The 17,884-nt window shown below is 74.2% G+C and carries 15 protein-coding genes; 8 read left to right on the top strand and 7 right to left on the bottom strand.

All coding sequences use genetic code 11. From position 1 onward, the window contains the following. Window positions 1-15 precede the first annotated feature (15 nt). Together AB0C22_RS20270 and AB0C22_RS20275 are read left to right on the top strand one after the other, a co-directional pair. Window positions 16-627: a hypothetical protein gene (locus AB0C22_RS20270; RefSeq protein WP_357536385.1), complete on the top strand. Its 612-nt coding sequence runs from the start codon at window positions 16-18 to the stop codon at window positions 625-627. A gap of 41 nt (window positions 628-668) precedes the next feature. Then, window positions 669-2,996, top strand: coding sequence for an AAA family ATPase (locus AB0C22_RS20275; protein ID WP_357536387.1), 2,328 nt, complete (start codon window positions 669-671; stop codon window positions 2,994-2,996). A gap of 637 nt (window positions 2,997-3,633) precedes the next feature. Here the strand turns inward: AB0C22_RS20275 and AB0C22_RS20280 are convergent. From AB0C22_RS20280 to AB0C22_RS20300, 5 genes are all read right to left on the bottom strand, one after another. Next, a complete protein-coding gene (locus AB0C22_RS20280; RefSeq protein WP_208567931.1) occupies window positions 3,634-4,146 on the bottom strand; it encodes a GNAT family N-acetyltransferase in 513 nt (170 codons plus the stop codon). A 344-nt stretch (window positions 4,147-4,490) separates the two neighbouring features. Further along, a complete protein-coding gene (locus AB0C22_RS20285; RefSeq protein WP_357536389.1) occupies window positions 4,491-5,021 on the bottom strand; it encodes a DUF3263 domain-containing protein in 531 nt (176 codons plus the stop codon). Between the two features lie 173 nt (window positions 5,022-5,194). Then, window positions 5,195-6,208 carry an ABC transporter permease gene (locus tag AB0C22_RS20290; RefSeq protein WP_357536391.1) on the bottom strand — a complete coding sequence of 338 codons (1,014 nt, stop codon included), beginning with the start codon at window positions 6,206-6,208 and terminating at the stop codon, window positions 5,195-5,197. Then, window positions 6,205-7,215: an ATP-binding cassette domain-containing protein gene (locus tag AB0C22_RS20295; RefSeq protein WP_255597767.1), complete on the bottom strand. Its 1,011-nt coding sequence runs from the start codon at window positions 7,213-7,215 to the stop codon at window positions 6,205-6,207. Before AB0C22_RS20295 ends, AB0C22_RS20290 begins: the two co-directional genes overlap by 4 nt. 119 nt (window positions 7,216-7,334) lie before the next feature. Then, entirely contained in the window at window positions 7,335-8,120 is a 786-nt protein-coding gene (locus AB0C22_RS20300; protein ID WP_357536394.1) for a DeoR/GlpR family DNA-binding transcription regulator, read from the bottom strand. A 197-nt stretch (window positions 8,121-8,317) separates the two neighbouring features. Here AB0C22_RS20300 and AB0C22_RS20305 point away from each other — a divergent pair, with 197 nt between their 5' ends. The 3 genes from AB0C22_RS20305 to nagA are packed head-to-tail and all read left to right on the top strand — an operon-like array spanning window position 8,318 to window position 11,354. Next, window positions 8,318-9,247, top strand: a complete 930-nt coding sequence (locus AB0C22_RS20305; protein WP_219464984.1) for a sugar isomerase — start codon at window positions 8,318-8,320, stop codon at window positions 9,245-9,247. Then, window positions 9,244-10,248: an ROK family protein gene (locus AB0C22_RS20310; protein WP_357536396.1), complete on the top strand. Its 1,005-nt coding sequence runs from the start codon at window positions 9,244-9,246 to the stop codon at window positions 10,246-10,248. The genes AB0C22_RS20305 and AB0C22_RS20310 overlap by 4 nt, the downstream gene beginning before the upstream one ends. Continuing rightward, entirely contained in the window at window positions 10,245-11,354 is a 1,110-nt protein-coding gene (nagA, locus tag AB0C22_RS20315; RefSeq protein ID WP_219464988.1) for an N-acetylglucosamine-6-phosphate deacetylase, read from the top strand. The genes AB0C22_RS20310 and nagA overlap by 4 nt, the downstream gene beginning before the upstream one ends. 480 nt (window positions 11,355-11,834) lie before the next feature. Here nagA and AB0C22_RS20320 read toward each other — a convergent pair whose 3' ends face one another. Beyond that, on the bottom strand, window positions 11,835-13,043 hold the full coding sequence (locus AB0C22_RS20320; RefSeq protein ID WP_219464989.1) for a DUF4032 domain-containing protein: 1,209 nt from the start codon (window positions 13,041-13,043) through the stop codon (window positions 11,835-11,837). A 199-nt stretch (window positions 13,044-13,242) separates the two neighbouring features. On the opposite strand from AB0C22_RS20320, the gene AB0C22_RS20325 reads away from it, so the two are divergent. The 3 genes from AB0C22_RS20325 to AB0C22_RS20335 all read left to right on the top strand — a co-directional run bounded on the left by AB0C22_RS20325 (window position 13,243) and on the right by AB0C22_RS20335 (window position 16,019). Continuing rightward, window positions 13,243-14,013, top strand: coding sequence for a phosphatase PAP2 family protein (locus AB0C22_RS20325; RefSeq protein WP_219464990.1), 771 nt, complete (start codon window positions 13,243-13,245; stop codon window positions 14,011-14,013). 205 nt (window positions 14,014-14,218) lie between these two features. Further along, a complete protein-coding gene (locus AB0C22_RS20330) occupies window positions 14,219-14,734 on the top strand; it encodes a peptidoglycan-binding domain-containing protein (RefSeq protein ID WP_357536399.1) in 516 nt (171 codons plus the stop codon). 52 nt (window positions 14,735-14,786) lie between these two features. Beyond that, window positions 14,787-16,019, top strand: a complete 1,233-nt coding sequence (locus AB0C22_RS20335) for an APC family permease (protein ID WP_357536401.1) — start codon at window positions 14,787-14,789, stop codon at window positions 16,017-16,019. Here the strand turns inward: AB0C22_RS20335 and AB0C22_RS20340 are convergent, their stop codons facing one another. Then, window positions 16,020-17,810: an NAD-binding protein gene (locus tag AB0C22_RS20340; protein WP_255597768.1), complete on the bottom strand. Its 1,791-nt coding sequence runs from the start codon at window positions 17,808-17,810 to the stop codon at window positions 16,020-16,022. Between the last annotated feature and the right edge of the window lie 74 nt (window positions 17,811-17,884).

A 17,884-nucleotide genomic window follows, 5' to 3' on the forward strand; every position in this document is an offset into this window, starting at 1 on the left:
GGAGAGGGGGACGTCATGAGAGGTGGTCTGGACGAGACACTGGCCCGGCTGGCACGCCGTGAGGAGGCCCGCCGTCGCCGGTCGGCCGACCAGGGCGCGGAGGCCGACGACGGCGGGTCGACCCTGGCCTTCACGACCACCGGCCGGGCCACGACGGAACCGGTGCACCCGGCGACGGCACCGACCGGACCAGCGCACCCGGTGGCACCTGCCGGTCCGGGGCGCCCCGGTGCCGCGCCGGCGGAACTGGTCCGGGCCGGGCCCGGTTGGACCGGGCCGGGGGAGCCCGCCGCCGGCGGGTCCGACCCGGTCGAGGAGGTGGCCGAGGCGGTACGTCGGGTGGTCGCCGCCCACCCCGGGCTGACCGTGGCGCTGCGGGTCGAGTACGCCGGGCGGACGTACCCGCTGCGGATCGAACGGACCGAGCCCGGTGCCCGCAACGAGCGGGCGGAGCCCGGGGTACGGGGCGGCAGCGACCCCCGGAACACCCCACCGCCTGCCTGGCCGCTGGCGGAGCGGACCCCACCGGCCTGGACGCCGGCCCGGGAGATGCCCGGTGTCGACCCGGCGGCCCGGCTGGCCGAGCTGATCCGTCGCGACCCGACGTTGCTCGACCACGACGGCTGACCAGCGGACCGTCCGCTGCGGCGGGCGGCTACTGTCGGGCGATGCCCGAACCGGACCTGACCCTGACCGCCAGCCTGCGCCCGGCCGCGCTGGACGCCCGACGCGGCATCGTCCGGCTGCACCCGGAGGTGCTGACCGCTCTGGCGCTGCGCCCGGGTGACCCGGTACGGCTGGCCGGCAGGCGGGTGACCGCCGGGATCGTCGCGCCCGCCGAACCGACCACGAGCGCCGCCCTGCTCTACGCCGACGATCTCACCCTGGGCAACCTGGGGCTGCGCGACGGCGGCCAGGTGACGGTCGCGCCCGCCCTGGTCACCCCGGCCCGGCGGGTGACCCTGGCCGGCCCGGTGGCGGTGGTCGCCGCGGTGTCCCCGGAGATGCTGCGACTCGCCCTGCTCGGCAAGGTCGTCACCGAAGGTGACAACGTCTCCCTGCTGCCCCAGGACGTCCTCCCCGACGCCTCGGTGCGCGGCCTGGTCGAGGCCGCCCGGCGTAGCCTCGCCAACACCGTCGGGTACGCCTGGACGAGCACCCTGCTGACCGTGGTCGCCGCCGAACCGGAGACCGGCGCCCTGGTGACCATGGACACCGTGGTCGGCTGGGAACACGGCCACGTCACGCACGGCTCCTCCGGCCCGGCCCGACCGCACCGGGATACCACCGCAGGTGCCGACCGTCCCCGGCCCGGCGGCCGGACCACCGACACTTCGGCGGCGGAGACCTCCGTTTCGGCGGCGGGGACCCCGACCGGTCCGACGGCCGGTGGGCCGACGGCCGGCACCGTCACCGAGGCGGCGGACGACGACGTGCCACACGTGGACGAGCTGCCCGGGTTACGCGCCCAGGCCGAGGAACTGACCGAACTGCTGGACCTGGGTTTCCACCACGGTGAGGTGCTGGGCCGGCTGGGCACCACGGTCTCGCTCGGTGTGCTGCTCAGCGGGCCGGCCGGATCGGGCAAGTCGGCGCTGGTCCGGGCGGTGGCCAGGACGGTCGGGGCCCGGGTCCGCCCGCTGTGGGCCCCGGAACTCGCCGCGCTGACCAACGACGCGGCGGCCCGCCGGTTGCGCGAGACCGTCGCCGACCTGGCAGACGGCGGGCCGGCCGTGTTGCTGGTCACCGACGTCGAGGCGCTGGCCCCGGCGGAGGACGCCGGCCCGTTGGCCACCGTGTTCCGGCAGGTGCTCGCCGGGGCCGTCCGATCCGGTACGGCGGTGGTGTGCACCACGTCCCGCCCGGAGTCGGTCGACCCGGGGTTACGCGCGCCCGACCTGCTGTCGCTGCGGATCACGGTGCCGTTGCCCGACCCGGCGTTGCGCCGGGAGCAGTTGACCGTACTGACCCGGCAGGTGCCGCTGGCCGAGGACGTCCGGCTCGACGAGGTGGCCGGGCGTACCCCCGGGTTCGTCGCCGCCGACCTGGCCGCGCTGGTCCGGGAGGCCGGGGTGCGGGCGGCGCTGCGGCAGAAGACCGCCGAGACACCGACGGTGGCGATGGCGGACTTCTCGGCGGCGCTGGAGGTGGTCCGACCGACCACCATGGCGGCGTCCACGCTGGAACTGGCCACGGTCACCCTCGACGACGTCGGCGGCCTCGGTGAGGTGAAGCAGACCCTCACCGAGTCGGTGCTCTGGCCGTTGACCTACCCGGACACCTTCGCCCGGTTGGGGGTGCAACCACCCCGGGGGGTGCTGCTCTACGGGCCACCCGGGTGCGGCAAGACCTACCTGGTGACCGCCCTGGCCGGGACCGGCCGGGCGAACGTGTTGTCGGTGAAGGGCGCCGAGTTGCTCTCCAAGTGGGTCGGGGAGAGCGAGCGGGCGGTCCGGGAGCTGTTCCGCCGGGCCCGCGAGGCCGCGCCGACGCTGGTGTTCCTCGACGAGATGGACGCGCTGGCCCCGGTGCGCGGCCAGGCCACCGACGGCGGTACGACCGACCGGGTGGTCGCCGCCTTGCTGACCGAGTTGGACGGGGTGGAGGCGCTACGCAACGTGGTGGTGATCGGGGCGACCAACCGGCCGGACCTGGTCGACCCGGCCCTGCTGCGCCCCGGCCGGCTGGAGCGGCTGGTGTACGTGCCGCCGCCGGACGGCCCGGCCCGCGCGGAGATCCTCCGGGCCGCGTCCCGCGCCGTGCCACTCGCCGAGGACGTGGACCTGGCGACGCTCGGCGAGGAGCTGACCGGATTCTCGGCGGCGGACTGTGCGGCGCTGGTGCGGGAGGCGGCGCTGGCCGCGATGCGGGAGTCGCTGTCCGCCGCCACGGTCACCGCCGCGCACGTGGCCACCGCCCGCGACCGGGTCCGCCCCTCCCTGGACCCGGCGCAGGTCGCCTGGCTCGCCGCCTACGCCGACAAACACGCGGGCTGAACAGGGCCTGCTCCGGGTCGGCGGGCTTGGCGTGGTGGGCCGGCGGACTTCGTACGGTGGGCCAGGCCGGGGGCCTGCGGGCGGTGAGCCGGGCCGGCGGACTTCGCACGGTGAACCGGGCCGGCGGACTTCGCACGGTGGACCAGGCCGGCGGACTTCGCACGGTGAACCGGGCCGGGGCCTGCGGGCGGGAAGGTGCAGACCTCCGGGCTGGACAGCCGGCCGCCGGCCTGGCCGACCGGGTGATGCCTGGCGGCTTGGGTGTCTGGGCCACCCGTTCGGGCGTGTCGCCGCGGACAAGTAGATCCTGCAATGAGCGGTATGCCTGAGCGGCATAAGTATGCCAGCCTGGCATATCACTGATCGTGGAAGCATGGGTGTCGTGCAGGCCGCACCGCCGCTTCACCGCACCGCCGCTTCACCGCACCGCCGCTTCACCGCACCGCCGCTTCACCGCACCGCCGCTTCACCGCACCGCCCCTCCGGCGCTTCGGCTGACGCATTCCGTATGCCACAAAGACCACGGGCCGCAATCGAAGCGCTCCGTCGTCGCCCGGTGTGACACACCGGCCGCGTCGCGTTCGCCCGCGACCAGCGCTCCGCTGCCCGCGCCGATGGTGCTCCCGACGGAAGCGGGTCAGCCGGCGGCGGGCGGGGTCGCGTCGAGCGAGATCTCCGCGTACACCTTGCCACCGCTCTCGCGCAGCTGCGCACCGCAGTTGCGCAGCACCGCGATGGCTCCCCCGTTGTCCGGGGTGGTGTCCGCGACGACCGAGTGCATACCAGCGGCCGCCGCGACGTTGAGCAACTCCCGCAGGGCCGCCGCGCCGAGGCCCTGGCCCCGGGCCGACCGGCCGAGCCACATCCCGGTCTCCGCCACCCCGGGGGTGTCGCAGCGGGCCATCCGCACCATGCCCACCACCTCGCCGCCGACGCACACGGCGAACATCAGGGTGCGGGTCGGCCCGTCCAGGCCACCGAAGCTGGCCCGGTGGAACTCCCGGAACGCCTCCCGACGAGCGTGCGACCAGCCGGCAGGGGCGTCCACCGGGGGCATGACATCACTCGGCTCGGCCTCGGCCGCCGCTACGGATAGCAACGACTCCAGGTTCGTCTCGTCGACCGGTTCCAGTCGTACCGCGCCTACCACGTGCCGCAGTCTGCCGCCCCTGCCGGCTGTCGTCCACCCCTTTGGGAGGTGACTGTCGGTCTGGTCGTAGGTCTCGGCCGGTCGTCCCATCAGCGCAGCTCACCTCACGCTCCGCTGTCAGGAGCGTCCGCCACACCCCTTCCACGCACCGGTCGACGAAGCGGCGTCACACCGCCGCGCGACCCGGCAGGCGCGACCCCGACCCGTGCGGCCCGGGAGCGGGGACCGGCCACCATGCGGCCGGGTGGCGGGACCGACCGCCGTGCGGCCCGGGGGGGCGACGGGACCGACCGCCGGCCGGTGGGGCGTTACGCCGTCTCGATGGGCCATCGGTGTCCCGGGGTTCAGCGACGTCGGTTGCGGGCCCGGGAGGCGCGCAGTCGACGCAGGCGGCCGATCAGCAGCGGCTCGGCGACCAGGGCGGCAGGGCGGTCCAACAGCCCGTTGAGCAACTGGTAGTAGCGAGTGGCGGAGAGCCCGAACGTGTCCCGGATGGCCTGCTCCTTCGCTCCAGCGTGCCGCCACCACTGCAGTTCGAAGGCGAGGATGCGCAGCTCCCGCTCGGACAGCTCGTCGACATCGACCGACGGTCGCGCACCGGCACGCACGGCACCGGCCGGCTCGTCGCCGTCAACCGACGCTTGCCCACCAGTCGGCTCGGCGGCCGGGGCCGACGCCCGCTCGGCCGTCGGGGCCAACGCCCGTTCAGCGGCCGGGGCCAACGCCCGCTCGGAGTCCGGGATCGACGCCCGTTCGGCCGTCGGGGCCAACGCCCGCTCGGCGGCCGGGGCCGACCGCGGCGAGGGCACCTGCGGCGGCGTGTCGACCGGCTCCGGTGACGGGTCGGACCGGGGAACGGCATCGGCGGGCGGCATGGCGCTCCTCGGCAGGGTGGGCGGCTGGGCGGGGTAAACCCAGCTTAACCAGGGTGGGTGACGCTCCACCCGCAACGGGCGAGGCACCGCAGACGACGGGCGGGCCCGTGTCGACCGTCGGTCGACACGGGCCCGCCGCGTCGGGATGCCGCCCGAACCGGGCGGCACCCGGCTCAGGTGATGTCGCGCCGACGCATCATCCAGAACGCGGCCACCATCACCACGGCGGTGCCGATGCCGAACACCAGGGCCGAGTCCTGCCAGGTCACCAGCATTTCCTTCGGCGTGCACTCGCCCTGGACGAGCTCGCAGGAGCGGTAGTCGACCAGCGTCCACTTCTTTTCGAACCAGGCGAGCGCATAGGTGGACAGCACCCAGCGGTCCCCGAACCGGACCCCGGCGATCGTCATGGCGATCCGGATGCCGATCTCGCTGACCACTCCCACGCCGACGGCCACGCCGAGCGCCATCGCGGTGTGCCGGCCCAGCGAGGCCAGCGCGAAGGCCACCGCGCCGACGGCGAGGATCAGCCCCCATGCCCGCAGACCGCTGATCCCGGCGGACTGCCACACCCCGGAGGTGACCTTCTCGGTGGTCCCCCGGTTGGAGGCGATCAGCCAGAAGGCCAGGGTCCACAGCGCGCCGAGCACCACGGTCACCCCGGTCAGGGTGGTGAGCACGGCGGCCAGTTTGGTGCCGAGCACGGTGAGCCGTTTCGGCCGCCACAGCAGCAGGTTCATCATCCCGCCGGTGCTCCACTCGGCCCCCACGAAGGAGGCACCGATCAGGAAGGCGAACAGCGCCACCGCCCCGGCGAAGACGGCGATGAAGACCCCGAACTCGGCCCGGAAGTCGAACTGGTAGGGCAGGTTCCACTTCGGGTCGAACATCTCCGGGGTGGGCTTCCAGTCCCGGCCGCAGTTCGGGCCGTACCGGTCCTCGGTCTGCTCGCCCCGGGCCTTGGCCGCGTCGCAGTCGGCGATCGAGCGTTCCCATTCCTTGACGGCGTCGCGGAAGTTCGCGTCCGACTCTGCCTGCGCCTGGGCGATGACCGCGGGCGAGAGCTTGTGGCTGGAGAAGGCGAAGGCGGTGACGATGCCGGTCAGGCCGAGTACGAGCAGGACCAGCATGACCCGGGTGAGCCGGCGCTTGGCCAGCCGACGCAGTTCGGTGACGTACAGGCTCATGCGCCCCACCCTCCCGTGGTGCCGCCGGCGTGGCCGGGCTCGCCGATCTTGGCGGACTGGTCGACCTGCCGGTGCTGACCGGGGACCGGCGCGGTGGCGGTGATCTCCAGGAAGACGCTCTCCAGGTCCACCGCGACCGGGGCCAGTTCGCTGACGTACAGGTGTTGTTCGGCGAGCAGCCGGCTGACCGCGGCCGGCTTGTCCACGCCGGCCAGCATCAGGTGGTCGGGGTGACGGGTGACCGCGACACCGGCCCGGCCGAGCAGTTCGGCGGCGGCGGCGAGGTCCTCGGCGGCGTCCAGGCGTACCCGTACGCCACCGTGCGAGTGTTGGGCCAGCACCTGCTCCACCGGACCGGCGGCGACCCGACGGCCCAGCGAGATGATGGTGACCTCGTCGCAGATGAGCTGGATCTCGCCGAGGATGTGGCTGGACAGCACCACGGTCATCCCGGATTCGGCGAGGGTGCGCATCAGGGTGCGCATCTCCCGGATGCCGCCCGGGTCGAGGCCGTTGGCCGGCTCGTCGAGGATCAGCAGTTTGGGGTTCTTGAGTAGGGCGGACGCGACGGCGAGCCGCTGCTTCATGCCGAGCGAGTACGTCTTGACCCGCTCACCGGCCCGGTCCCGCAGCCCGACCAGTTCGAGCACCTCGTCGACCCGTACGGCGGGGACGTCGCCGGCCCCGGCCAGCAGGGACAGGGTGTCCCGGGCGGAGAAGTGCGGGAAGAACTGCGGGCTCTCCACGATCGCGCCGACCTGGCCGGCGACGGTGGGCAGTGCGCCGGGCACCTCGTGGCCGAGGATGGCCATCCGCCCGCCGTCGGGCTGGATCAGCCCGAGCAGGGTGCGCAGGGTGGTGGTCTTGCCCGACCCGTTGGGGCCGAGGAAGCCGTGTACCTGACCGGCCTCCACCCGCATGTCGAAACCGTCCAGCGCGTTGCGGACACCGCGCCGACGGCTCTTGTACGTCTTACGTAGACCTTCGATCTCCAGGACAGCCGACAAGCTGCGCCTCCCCCGATGGTGGCTGATGACAGCGGTCACCATACTCGGTATACCCGCCAGGGCAATACCCGGTATGCATCGGTGCGCAATTCACTACCGACGGTGCATCAACGTGTCACTCAGGCGCAGATGACGGCCACTCCGGCGGCGCGGAACGCATCGACCAGTTCCGGGGCCGCCCCGGAGTCGGTCACCAGGGTCTCCACCCGCTCCACCGGGCAGATCCGGGCGAACGCGTGACCGCCCAGCTTGGACGAGTCCGCGATGATCACGACCCGCTTGGCCCGCGCCACCATCAGGTTGTTCATCGCCGCCTCCCCCTCGTGGTGGGCGGCGGCACCCAGCTGCGGATCGAGCGCGTCCACGCCCAACAGGGCGACGTCGAGGGTGACCTCGCGCAGCAACGCCCCACCCAGCGGCCCGACCAGCTCGAACGACTTCGGCCGCACCACACCCCCGGCGACCACCACCTTCATCCGGGAGCGGACCAGCAGCTCGTTGGCGATGTTCAGCGCGTTGGTGACCACGGTGAGCTGGGCGCCCTCGGCGCTGGTGTTCAGGTCGGGGCGGACGGCCAGGGCGCGCGCCACCTCGGTGCTGGTGGTGCCGCCGTTGAGGCCGACCACGGTGCCCGGGGCGACGAGCGCGGCGGCGGCGGCCCCGATCCGCTGCTTCTCGGCGGAGTGCTTGGCCGTCTTGTAGCGCAGCGGCAGGTCGTAGGAGACGCCGTTGGCGACCGCGCCACCCCGGGTCCGGGTGATCATCTGCTGCTGGGCGAGCTGGTCGAAGTCGCGTCGGATGGTGGCCTGCGAGACGTCGAGCCGCTCGGCGGCCTCCTCGACGCTGACCCGCCCGCTGCCGGTGAGCATTTCGAGCAGAGCGTTCCACCTGGCGTACCGGTCCACGGGGGGCCTCCGACTCTGCACGAAGGGTGATCGATGGCGTGCACAGTAGTGCGCGAAACTCCCGGTGCGCAAAACCCGCCTCTGCGCGGTCCCGGGGCAGGTTGCCACGCGCACCCCGTTTCGCGCAGAATAACGCGCGAAAGACGGTAGTAATGAGCCGTATTGCGCACCTCCCTCCCCTGTGCGAGGAGTTCCCCATGGCGTACGTCGACGCGGAGATCGCCAGCCAGCCCGACTGCTGGCGGGAGGCCGCCCGGCTGGCCGGCACCGTCGCCACCAGCCTCCCCCGCCCCGGCGAGCGGGTCGCCGTCGTCGGTTGCGGCACGTCGTGGTTCATGGCCATGGCGTACGCCGGGCTACGCGAGCGCGCCGGCCACGGCGAGACCGACGCCTTCCAGGCCAGCGAGTTCCCCGCCGACCGCCACTACGACCGGCTGATCGCGGTCACCCGCTCCGGCACCACCACCGAGGTCCTCGACCTGCTCGCCGCGCTGCGCGACCGGACCCCCACCACCGTCCTGGTCGGTGACCCCGCCTCGCCCGCCGCCACGCTGGCCGACACGGCCGTGCCGATGCCCTTCGCCGACGAACGTTCGGTGGTGCAGACCCGGTTCGCCACCAGCGCCCTGGCGCTGCTGCGCGCCCACCTCGGCGACAACGTCGAGGCGCTGGCCGCCGACGCCGAGGTCGCCGTGCGGGCCCCGCTGCCGCTCGACCCGGCCCGCATCGACCAGGCCACCTTCCTCGGTCGCGGCTGGACGGTCGGGCTGGCCCAGGAGGCCGCGCTGAAGTGCCGCGAGGCGGCCACGTTCTGGGCCGAGGCGTACCCGGCGATGGACTACCGGCACGGCCCCATCTCGATCGCCGGCCCCGGCCGGCTGGTCTGGGCCTTCGGTGAGCTGCCCGACGGGCTGCCCGAGGACGTCGCGGCCACCGGGGCGGCGTTCGTGCACAGCCGGCACCACGGGTGCCACACCGTGCTGGGCAGTTGGGCGGCCGGCCGGACCCCGGTCGACCCGATGGCCGACCTGATCCTCGCCCAACGCTTCGCGGTGGCCCTGGCGACCAGCCGGGGGCTGGACCCGGACGCGCCCCGGCACCTGACCCGCTCAGTGGTGCTGGCATGACCGACGGGTCGACGGGCGACGACCGGATCGTCGTCGCGTTGGACGTCGGCGGCACCGGCATGAAGTGCGCCCTGGTCCGCCCGGACGGCAGCGTGGCGCACGCCGAACGGCACCCGACCGACGCCGGGCGCGGCCCGGACGCCGTGGTGCAGACCGTCCTGGCCGTCGCCGAAGGGCTGGCCGACCGGGCCCGCGCCGCCGGGTCGACCCCGGTGGCCTGCGGCGTCGCCGTGCCCGGGGTGGTCGACGAGGCCGCCGGGGTGGCGGTCTGGTCGGCCAACGTCGGCTTCCGGGACGTACCGCTGCGCAGGCTGGTGGGTGCACGGCTCGGGCTGCCGGCGGCGCTCGGCCACGACGTGCGGGTGGGCGGGATCGCCGAGGCCCGGCTCGGTGCCGGCCGGGACGCCCGGCACGTGCTCTTCGTCGCGATCGGCACCGGCATCGCCGCCGCGCACGTGGTCGCCGGGTCGGCCGCCGTCGGCGCACACGGTGCGGCCGGCGAGATCGGCCACATCCTGGTACGCCCCGACGGCCCGCGCTGCGGTTGCGGCCGGCCCGGCTGTCTGGAGGCCGTCTCGTCCGCCTCGGCCATCGCCCGCCGCTACGCCGAACTGGCCGCCGGTACACCCCCCGACCCGCCCGCGACCGACCCCGTGGCAGTCCCGACCGGCACCATGCCGGCCCGGGGCGCGGCGAGTGCGGCCGACGTGGCCGGGCGCGCGGCGGCCGGGGAGGAACTGGCCGGGCGGGTGTGGCGGGAGGCCGTCGAGGCGCTCGCCGACGGGCTCGCCACCGGGCAGGCCCTCTACGACGTGGACACCATGGTCATCGGTGGCGGCCTGGCCCGGGCCGGCGAGCAACTGCTCGGCCCGCTCCGCGCCGCCCTGCACGACCGGATGACCTTCCATCGGGAGCCGCGCCTGGTCGCGGCGGCCCTCGGCGACGAGGCCGGCTGCCTCGGTGCCGCCCTGCTCGCCCTCGACACTCTGGAGAGACGATGACCCAGCGGGTGACCGGAAAGGTGGTGACCCCGACCGGCGTGGTCCGACAGGGGTGCGTGGAGCTGGACGGCGAGCGGATCACCGCGGTCGCCGAGTACCCGGCCAAACGCGACGGGCACTGGATCGTGCCGGGTTTCGTGGACATGCACACCCATGGCGGGGGCGGGCGCACCTTCACCACCGGTGACGCCGACGCCGCCCGGGAGGCCGCCGCGTTCCACAGGCGACACGGCACCACCACCCTGCTGGCCAGCCTGGTCAGCTCCCCCTTCGACCTGATGCGCACGGCGACCGCCGCCTTCGCGCCGCTGGTCGGCGAGGGTGTGCTGGCGGGCGTCCACTTCGAGGGCCCGTACCTGTCGGCGGCCCGGTGCGGCGCGCAGAACCCGGAGTTCCTCCGCGACCCGTCCACCGAGGAGCTGGAGCAGCTCATCGCCGAGGGGGCGGGGACGGTCCGTATGGTCACCCTGGCCCCGGAGCGCCCCGGCGCGCTGGACGCCATCAAGCTGCTCACCTCGCACGGGGTGGTCGCCGCCGTCGGCCACACCGACGCCACCTGGGAGCAGACCCGGGCCGCCGTCTCGGCCGGGGCGAGCGTCGGAACCCACCTGTTCAACGGGATGCGCCCGCTGCACCACCGCGAACCGGGCCCGGTGGTGGCCCTGCTGGAGGCCCCGAACGTGGTCTGTGAGCTGGTCGCCGACGGGGTGCACCTGCACGACGGGATGCTCACCTTCGCCACCGCCGTGGCCGGCCCGGAACGGGTCGCGCTGATCACCGACGCGATGGCCGCCGCCGGCATGCCCGACGGCGACTACGAGCTGGGCGGCCAGGCCGTCGCCGTGGCCGACGGGGTGGCCCGGCTGGCCCGCGACGGGGCGATCGCCGGCAGCACCCTCACCATGGACGCGGCGCTGCGGCACGCCGTCACCGCCGGAATCCCGATCACCGACGCGGTACGCATGGTCGCCACCACCCCGGCCCGCGCCATCGGCCTCGGCGACCGGGTCGGTGCCCTCCAGGCGGGTCTGCGCGCCGACCTGGTGGTGCTCGACGACGAGCTGAACGTCGTCCGGGTGATGCGCGCCGGCACCTGGCTCGACTGACCGCTCCGCCGCGCCCGCCCAGCTGGTGCGACACGGCGACGCGACGGGCCTGGGCGGGGACCCCGGTCATCCGCCACCCCGTGACGCGGCCCGCTGGCTCCCCGGCGACCTGCTCACAGGTGCGGACCGGCGAGCACCGGGGGTGCGGTGCACGTCCTTTCGAGCTGATGACGTCAACGGTTCACGGGGCACCCGAAGACGCCGGTGCCCGAAGGCGCCGGTGCCCGAAGGCGCCGGTGCCCGAAGGCGCCGGTGCCCGAAGGCCGACGACAGCGGACCGACGCATCGAACCCGGTGCGGCGAACGCGCCGCACCGGGTACCCGAGTCGTCTACGTCATCAGGTCTAAAGGACGCGCAACACACATCCTGACCGGCGGAGGTGTTGGCGGCGGAGGTGTTGACGGAGCCGGTGTTGCGGTGCCAGCCGGCCGGTCATCCGGTCGACGCAGTACCGTCCCCCGGCCGGAACGCGGGACGGGTCAGGCGGTGGGGACCTCGACGCCCAGGACGGCCTGCTCGTCGGGGCGGTGCACCAGCACGTCGGCCAGGTACGACTGCACCGCCGGGCCCATCCCCACGTCCCGGCGGGCCCGCTCGGACAGCAGCCACTTGTGTTCGATGATCTGCGCGAAGATCTCCTGCGGCTCCAGCTTGTGCCGCAGGTGCGCGGGGACGGCCCGGACGACCGGCTCGAAGACCTCGGTCAGCCAGCGGTGGGCCGCCTGCTGCTCGTCGGTGAGGTCGCTCTCCACCCGGTAGGCGTCCAGGTCGTTGAGGAGCCGACGGGCCTGGTTCTCCTCGGCGTCGAGGCCGGTGAGCCGGATCAGCCGCCGGGTGTGGTAGCCGGCGTCGACGACCTTCGGGCGGACCAGGTAACGCCCGTCGTCGACCGTCGACAGGGCCACCTCGGCCACGTCGAAGCCCAGGTCGTTGAGGCGGCGGATCCGGCCCTCGATGTCGTGCCGGGCCTCCCGCTCGACCTGCTGCTCGTAGGTGATCTCGTGCCAGAGCCGCTCGTAGCGCTGCACGACCTCCTCGCACACCACCTCCGGGTCGATCGACTCGTGCAGCAGCCCGGCGGCCTGGAGGTCCAGCGCCTCACCGAAGATGTTGACCCGGGCGATCTCCAGGTCCTCACCGCGCTGCCCGTTGGACAGCGTGCGGTGCAGCGCACCGGTCTCCGCGTCGACCAGGTAGGCGGCGAACGCCCCGGCGTCCCGCCGGAACAGGGTGTTGGACAGCGAGCAGTCGCCCCAGAAGAAGCCCGTCAGGTGCATCCGGACCAGCAGCACGGCGAGAGCGTCGAGCAGCCGGCCCATCGTCTCCGGGCGCAGCGTGCGGGAGAACAGCGCCCGGTAGGGCAACGAGAACTGGAGGTGCCTGGTGATCAGCACCGGGTCCAGCGGGGTGCCGTCGTCGGCCTGCCGGTCGGCCACGATCGCGATCGCCTCCACCGACGGGAAGTCGATCCGTTCCAGCGCCCGCAGCAGGTCGTACTCGCGTTCGGCGACCCGCTCCCCGGTCTCCTTGACGGCGTACACGTAGTCGCCGAGGCGGACGAACCGGACGATGTGCCGGGAGATGCCCTGCGGCAGTGCCACCAGGTGCCGGGCAGGCCACTGCTCCAGCGGGGTCGACCAGGGGAGGTCGAGCAGCGCCGGGTCGACGAGGGCCGAGGTGATCCGCACGGGGACAAGTGTGCCGGGTGCTCCCCGGCGTGCGCCTCCCTTCGTGGTTCGACACACATCGACCGGGGCCGCGCCACCACCCGCCGGGGGCCGTACCACCACCCGCCGGGGCCGCGCCACCGTCCCACGCGGGGCCCCGGCGGGGCTGGCCACGCCCCTTGCCACCACGGCCCCGGTGGTCGGCCGGTAGCGTGATCGCGTGCGGGAGCGAACCACGACGGTACGCGGCGGGGTACGGCTGCGGCCGGTCCGCCCGGCCGGCTGGTGGTTCGACCTGCTGCTGCTCACCGCCCTGGTCGGCCTGACGTGGGCGCTCGCCGCCGGCCACCTGTTCGGTGTCGACCGGGCGGTCGCCGACTGGGCCGACGCGCACCGGCCGACCGCCGCGTACTGGGTGGCCCGGGTGCTCAACCTGCTCGGCCAGGGCACCCCGTTGACGCTGTTGGCCGCCGCCCTGGGGGTGCTGCTGGCCGTCCGGCTCCGCTCGGTGCGCCCGATGCTGCCCCCCGTGGTCGCCTTCGCGCTCACCAATCTGACCATCGGGCCGCTCAAGGTGTGGACGGCCCGCCCGGCCCCGAGCGCCAGCGTCAAGGAACCGTTCCTGTCACCGGAGCAGACCCTGCCGCTGTTCCAGCACGACCTGCCGGTCCGCTACGCCCAGTCGTACCCGTCGGGGCACGTGGCCAACGCGATCGTCTGGTACGGCGTGCTCGCCCTGCTGCTCGTCCCACTGCTGCGCACGGTGGGCCGGCGGATGCCCACCCGACTGGTCACCGCCGTGCGGGTGGTGCCGCCGCTGGTGGTCCTGTGCACCACCACCTACCTGGGCTGGCACTGGTTGACCGACTCGGTGGCCGGGCTGCTGCTGGGGCTGCTGCTGGACCGGCTGCTGCGCCGCGTCCCCTGGGACGACCTGCCGTTACCGGCCCGGTTGCGCGGCCGGGACCGTCCGTTCACCGCCGACGCCTAACTGGGCCGCGCTGTCGTCCGGTTGCGGACCCGACGCCTCGCCCCGGCAGAGCGGAGCGGGGGATACGAGGATGGTCGCCCCACCCGGCCCCGGGCCAGCTGTCCGCTTCCCGCCTTCCTGACGACGGAAGGCTGCCTGACAACGGACGAGAAATCGTCAAGCCTGTGTCCAGCGGAGCCCGTCCGGCAGTCAGAGGGGGATACCCATGTTTCTGCGCATCAGGGTCGTCGCGACGGCGGTGGTCGTCGCCGTGCTCGGCGCTCTCGCCATTTCCGCAGCGCCGGCGTCGGCTTCCGTCAGCCAGGGGTACGTCGCGGGTGCGGGGGCATGGGCGGACGACTGGGCGGATGAGGGCCCCGTCTCCGCCTCGACGCGCCCGCACAGCAACGTCGTCGCCATGTGGCAGATGATCCTGTGGGCCGACGGCTATCTCGACCGCTCCGGAATCGACTGTCGGTTCGGGCCGGTCACGACCGCCGCCACGACGAAGTGGCAGAGCGACCGGGGCCTACGCAGCGACGGCGTGGTCGGCTCCGGGACCCTGGCCAAGGCGGCAACCCGCCTCAGCGTCTACGAGTCGTGGTTCTACTACGACGGTGCCGGCACCAACTTCATCTACTTCGATCGCCGCGCCGACGGCAGGTGGGACATGAGCCTCGGCCCCGACCTGGAGTGGCAACTCCTCTCGTACACCTACGCGAACTTCAGCATCTGCTCCTGACCGGCTGCGCGCCGGGTACCACCCGTTCACCTCCGGTCTCTAACCTGCGCTGGTGGATCGACTGAGCCGGCGGTTGGGCGTACCCGATGCGGTGGTGGTCGGGCTCGGGGCGATGCTCGGCGCGGGCGTGTTCGTGGTCTTCGCCCCGGCCGCCGCCGCAGCCGGTGGGGCCGGGCTGCTGGTGGCGCTGGCGCTGGCCGGGTTCGTCGCCTACTGCAACGCGACCAGTTCGGCCCGGCTGGCGGCCCGCTACCCGGAATCGGGCGGCAGCTACGTCTACGGCCGGGAGCGCCTCGGCCCGTTCGCCGGGTTCCTCGCCGGTTGGGGTTTCGTGGTCGGCAAGACGGCGAGCTGCGCGGCGATGGCGTTGACCATCGGGGCGTACCTGTGGCCGGGGCAGGCCCGGCTGGTCGCGGTCGGCGCGGTGCTCGCGGTGACCGGGGTGAACCTGCGCGGCGTCACCCGCACGGTCGCCGCCACGAAGGTGCTGGTGGGCGTGGTGCTGGCGGTGCTGGCCCTGGTCGCGGTGACCGGCCTGACCGCCGGGGACGTCCGGTTCGACCGGCTCGCCGAGGGCGGCGGTACGGCCCGGGGCGTGCTCACCGCCGCCGGGCTGCTCTTCTTCGCCTTCGCCGGGTACGCCCGGATCGCCACCCTCGGTGAGGAGGTCCGCGACCCGGCCCGCACGATCCCCCGGGCGGTGCCGCTGGCCCTCGGGGTGGTGCTGGCGGTCTACCTGGTCCTCGCCGTGGTCGCCGTCGGCGTGCTCGGCCCCGACCGGCTGGCCGCCTCCGTCGCGCCGCTGGCCGACGTGGTGACCGTCGCGGGGCTGCCCGGCCTGGCCTGGGTGGTCCGGGCCGGGGCCACGGTGGCGGTGACCGGGGTGCTGCTCTCCCTGCTCGCCGGGGTGGGTCGCACCCTGCTGGCGATGGCCCGCCGCCGGGACGTGCCGGGGGCGCTGGCCGCCGTACACCCGGTGCACTCCGTCCCGCACCGCGCGGAGCTGACCGTGGCCGCCGTGGTGGTCGCGGTGGTGGCGCTCGGCGACGTCCGGGGCGCGATCGGCTTCTCCAGCTGCACGGTGCTGGTCTACTACGCGATCACCAACGCCGCCGCGTGGACCCTGGGCCCGGACCCGACCCGACGGGTGCCCGTCCGGGCGCTCGCCGCGCTGGGGCTGGTCGGCTGCCTGCTGCTCGCGGTCAACCTGCCGGCCGCCAGCGTCCTCGCCGGTTTCGGGGTGCTCGCCCTCGGCGCGCTCTGGTACGCCCTGCGCCCCCGCTAGTCACTCCTGCGGATCACGCGAGGCCGGCACCCCGGCGGACGGCGGCGGGGCCGGTGGCGGCGGGGTGGTCTCGCGGAGCAGGGCGGCCAGCCCGGCCCGGCGGGCCACCACGGTCAGCCGGTCCCCCGCCGAGATCACCATCCGGGGGTCCGCCCGCCAGTCGGTCTTCTGCCCGACCCGGGAATGGGCCAGCAGGCGCACCTCGCCGGGGCGGGCCACCGCGCCGAGCGGGCGGCCGTCCAGCGCGGCACCGGCCACCACCGGCACCTCCACCACCAGCAGGGCGTGCCGGTCGACCGGGATGGTGGCGATGACCGCCCGGTCCAGCAGGGCGGCGGCGAAGGACGGGGCGGCCAGGTAGGACACGCTGCGTGAGATGCCGATGCCGAACGCCCGCTGGATGCGTTCGGCGAAGTCGCCGTCGAAGAGCCGCAGCACCACCCGCAGCTCCGGGTTGAGCGCCCGGCCGTTGAGCGCGGCCCGCAGGTTGACCCCGTCGTCGGTGGAGACCACCACCAGCGCCTGGCAGTGTTCCACCGAGGCCGAGAGCAACGTCTCCTCCCGGGCGGCGTCCCCGACGATCAGCGGTACGCCCAGCCGCCGGGCCAGCGCCGCACCCCGCGCCTCGGCACTGCGGTCGATCGCCACCACCTCGACGCCGAAGTCGTGCAGTTGCGCCATCACCCGGGTACCGATGTTGCCCAGCCCGACGACCACCACGTGCCCGGCGCGTTCCGGCTGGATGCGCCCGGCGTGCAGGGCCAGCCGGGCGTTGACGATGCCGTCGACCACCACGGCGGTGATCAGCGGGATCAGCGCCAGCCCGGCCAGGTTGAGCACCACCTGCATGATCTGGGCGGCGGCCGGTTTGGTGACGTCCGGGTCCTGGCCGCTGAGCGTGGTGACCAGGGTCAGGTAGAGCGCCTCCGTCCAGCTCACCGCGACCGCACGGGCGTTGAGCCAGCCGAGCAGGGCGATCACCCCGAGCAGGGTCAGCACCGCGATGCCGATCTTGCGGGTGGCGAAGCTGCGGACCGCCCGCAGCAGCACCGCCAGGGGTCGGCGGCGACGTCGGGCCCGGACCAGCCGGCGGGCCGCCAGCTCGGTGCCGGCGGGCTGCCCGGTCGCCTCGGCGAGCACCACGTCGGCGGCCTTCTCGTCGGCGGGCAGCACCCGGACCAGGTCCGGATCGGTGGTGACGGCCAACCCGCAGACCACGTCGGCGGGGCGGACGTCGGCGCGGCGGGCCACGTAGAGCGTGCGACCGCCGTGCCGGAAGTGGGTCGGGGCCACCTCACCGAGGGCGGCGGCGACGAACGCCGGGGCGGCCATCGAGGCGTCGGAGAGGACCGCCGAGTCGGGGAAGAGCTGCCGCAGGCCGTTGGCGAGGCTGGTGTTGAACATCCGGACCACCAGGCGCAGCCGGGGCTCCACCTCCTGCGCGCAGAGCGCGGCGTGCATGTTGCCCACGTCGTCCTGGTGCAGCAGGGCCAACCCGTCCGCCCCGGCCAGGCCGGCCCGGTGGAAGGTGGCCTCGTCGAGCCGGTCGGCCCGGATCACCTGCACCCCGTCGACGTCCCGCCCGTCGGGGCCCTCCGAGCGGCGGCGCTCCGGCACCACCAGGGTGATCCGCACCCGGCCGTGGGCCAGCTCGGTGCCGAGCAGCGCCCGGACCACCCAGTACGCCAGCGGGTCGTTGCCGCAGACCACGTAGTGCGGACGGGTGTCGCCGTTCATCCGTAACCGCCAGCCGGTCGCGCGCCGGGCCCGGTCCCGCAGGGGTTCGGCCATGCCCGGATGGTAGCCAGCCGGTCGCCGGGGACGCAGCCCTGGTGCGCGCACCGGACGGTACCGATCGGTCAGGC

Source organism: Micromonospora sp. NPDC048894 (assembly GCF_040649765.1).
In the GTDB taxonomy this organism is placed as follows: Bacteria; Actinomycetota; Actinomycetes; order Mycobacteriales; family Micromonosporaceae; genus Micromonospora; species Micromonospora antibiotica.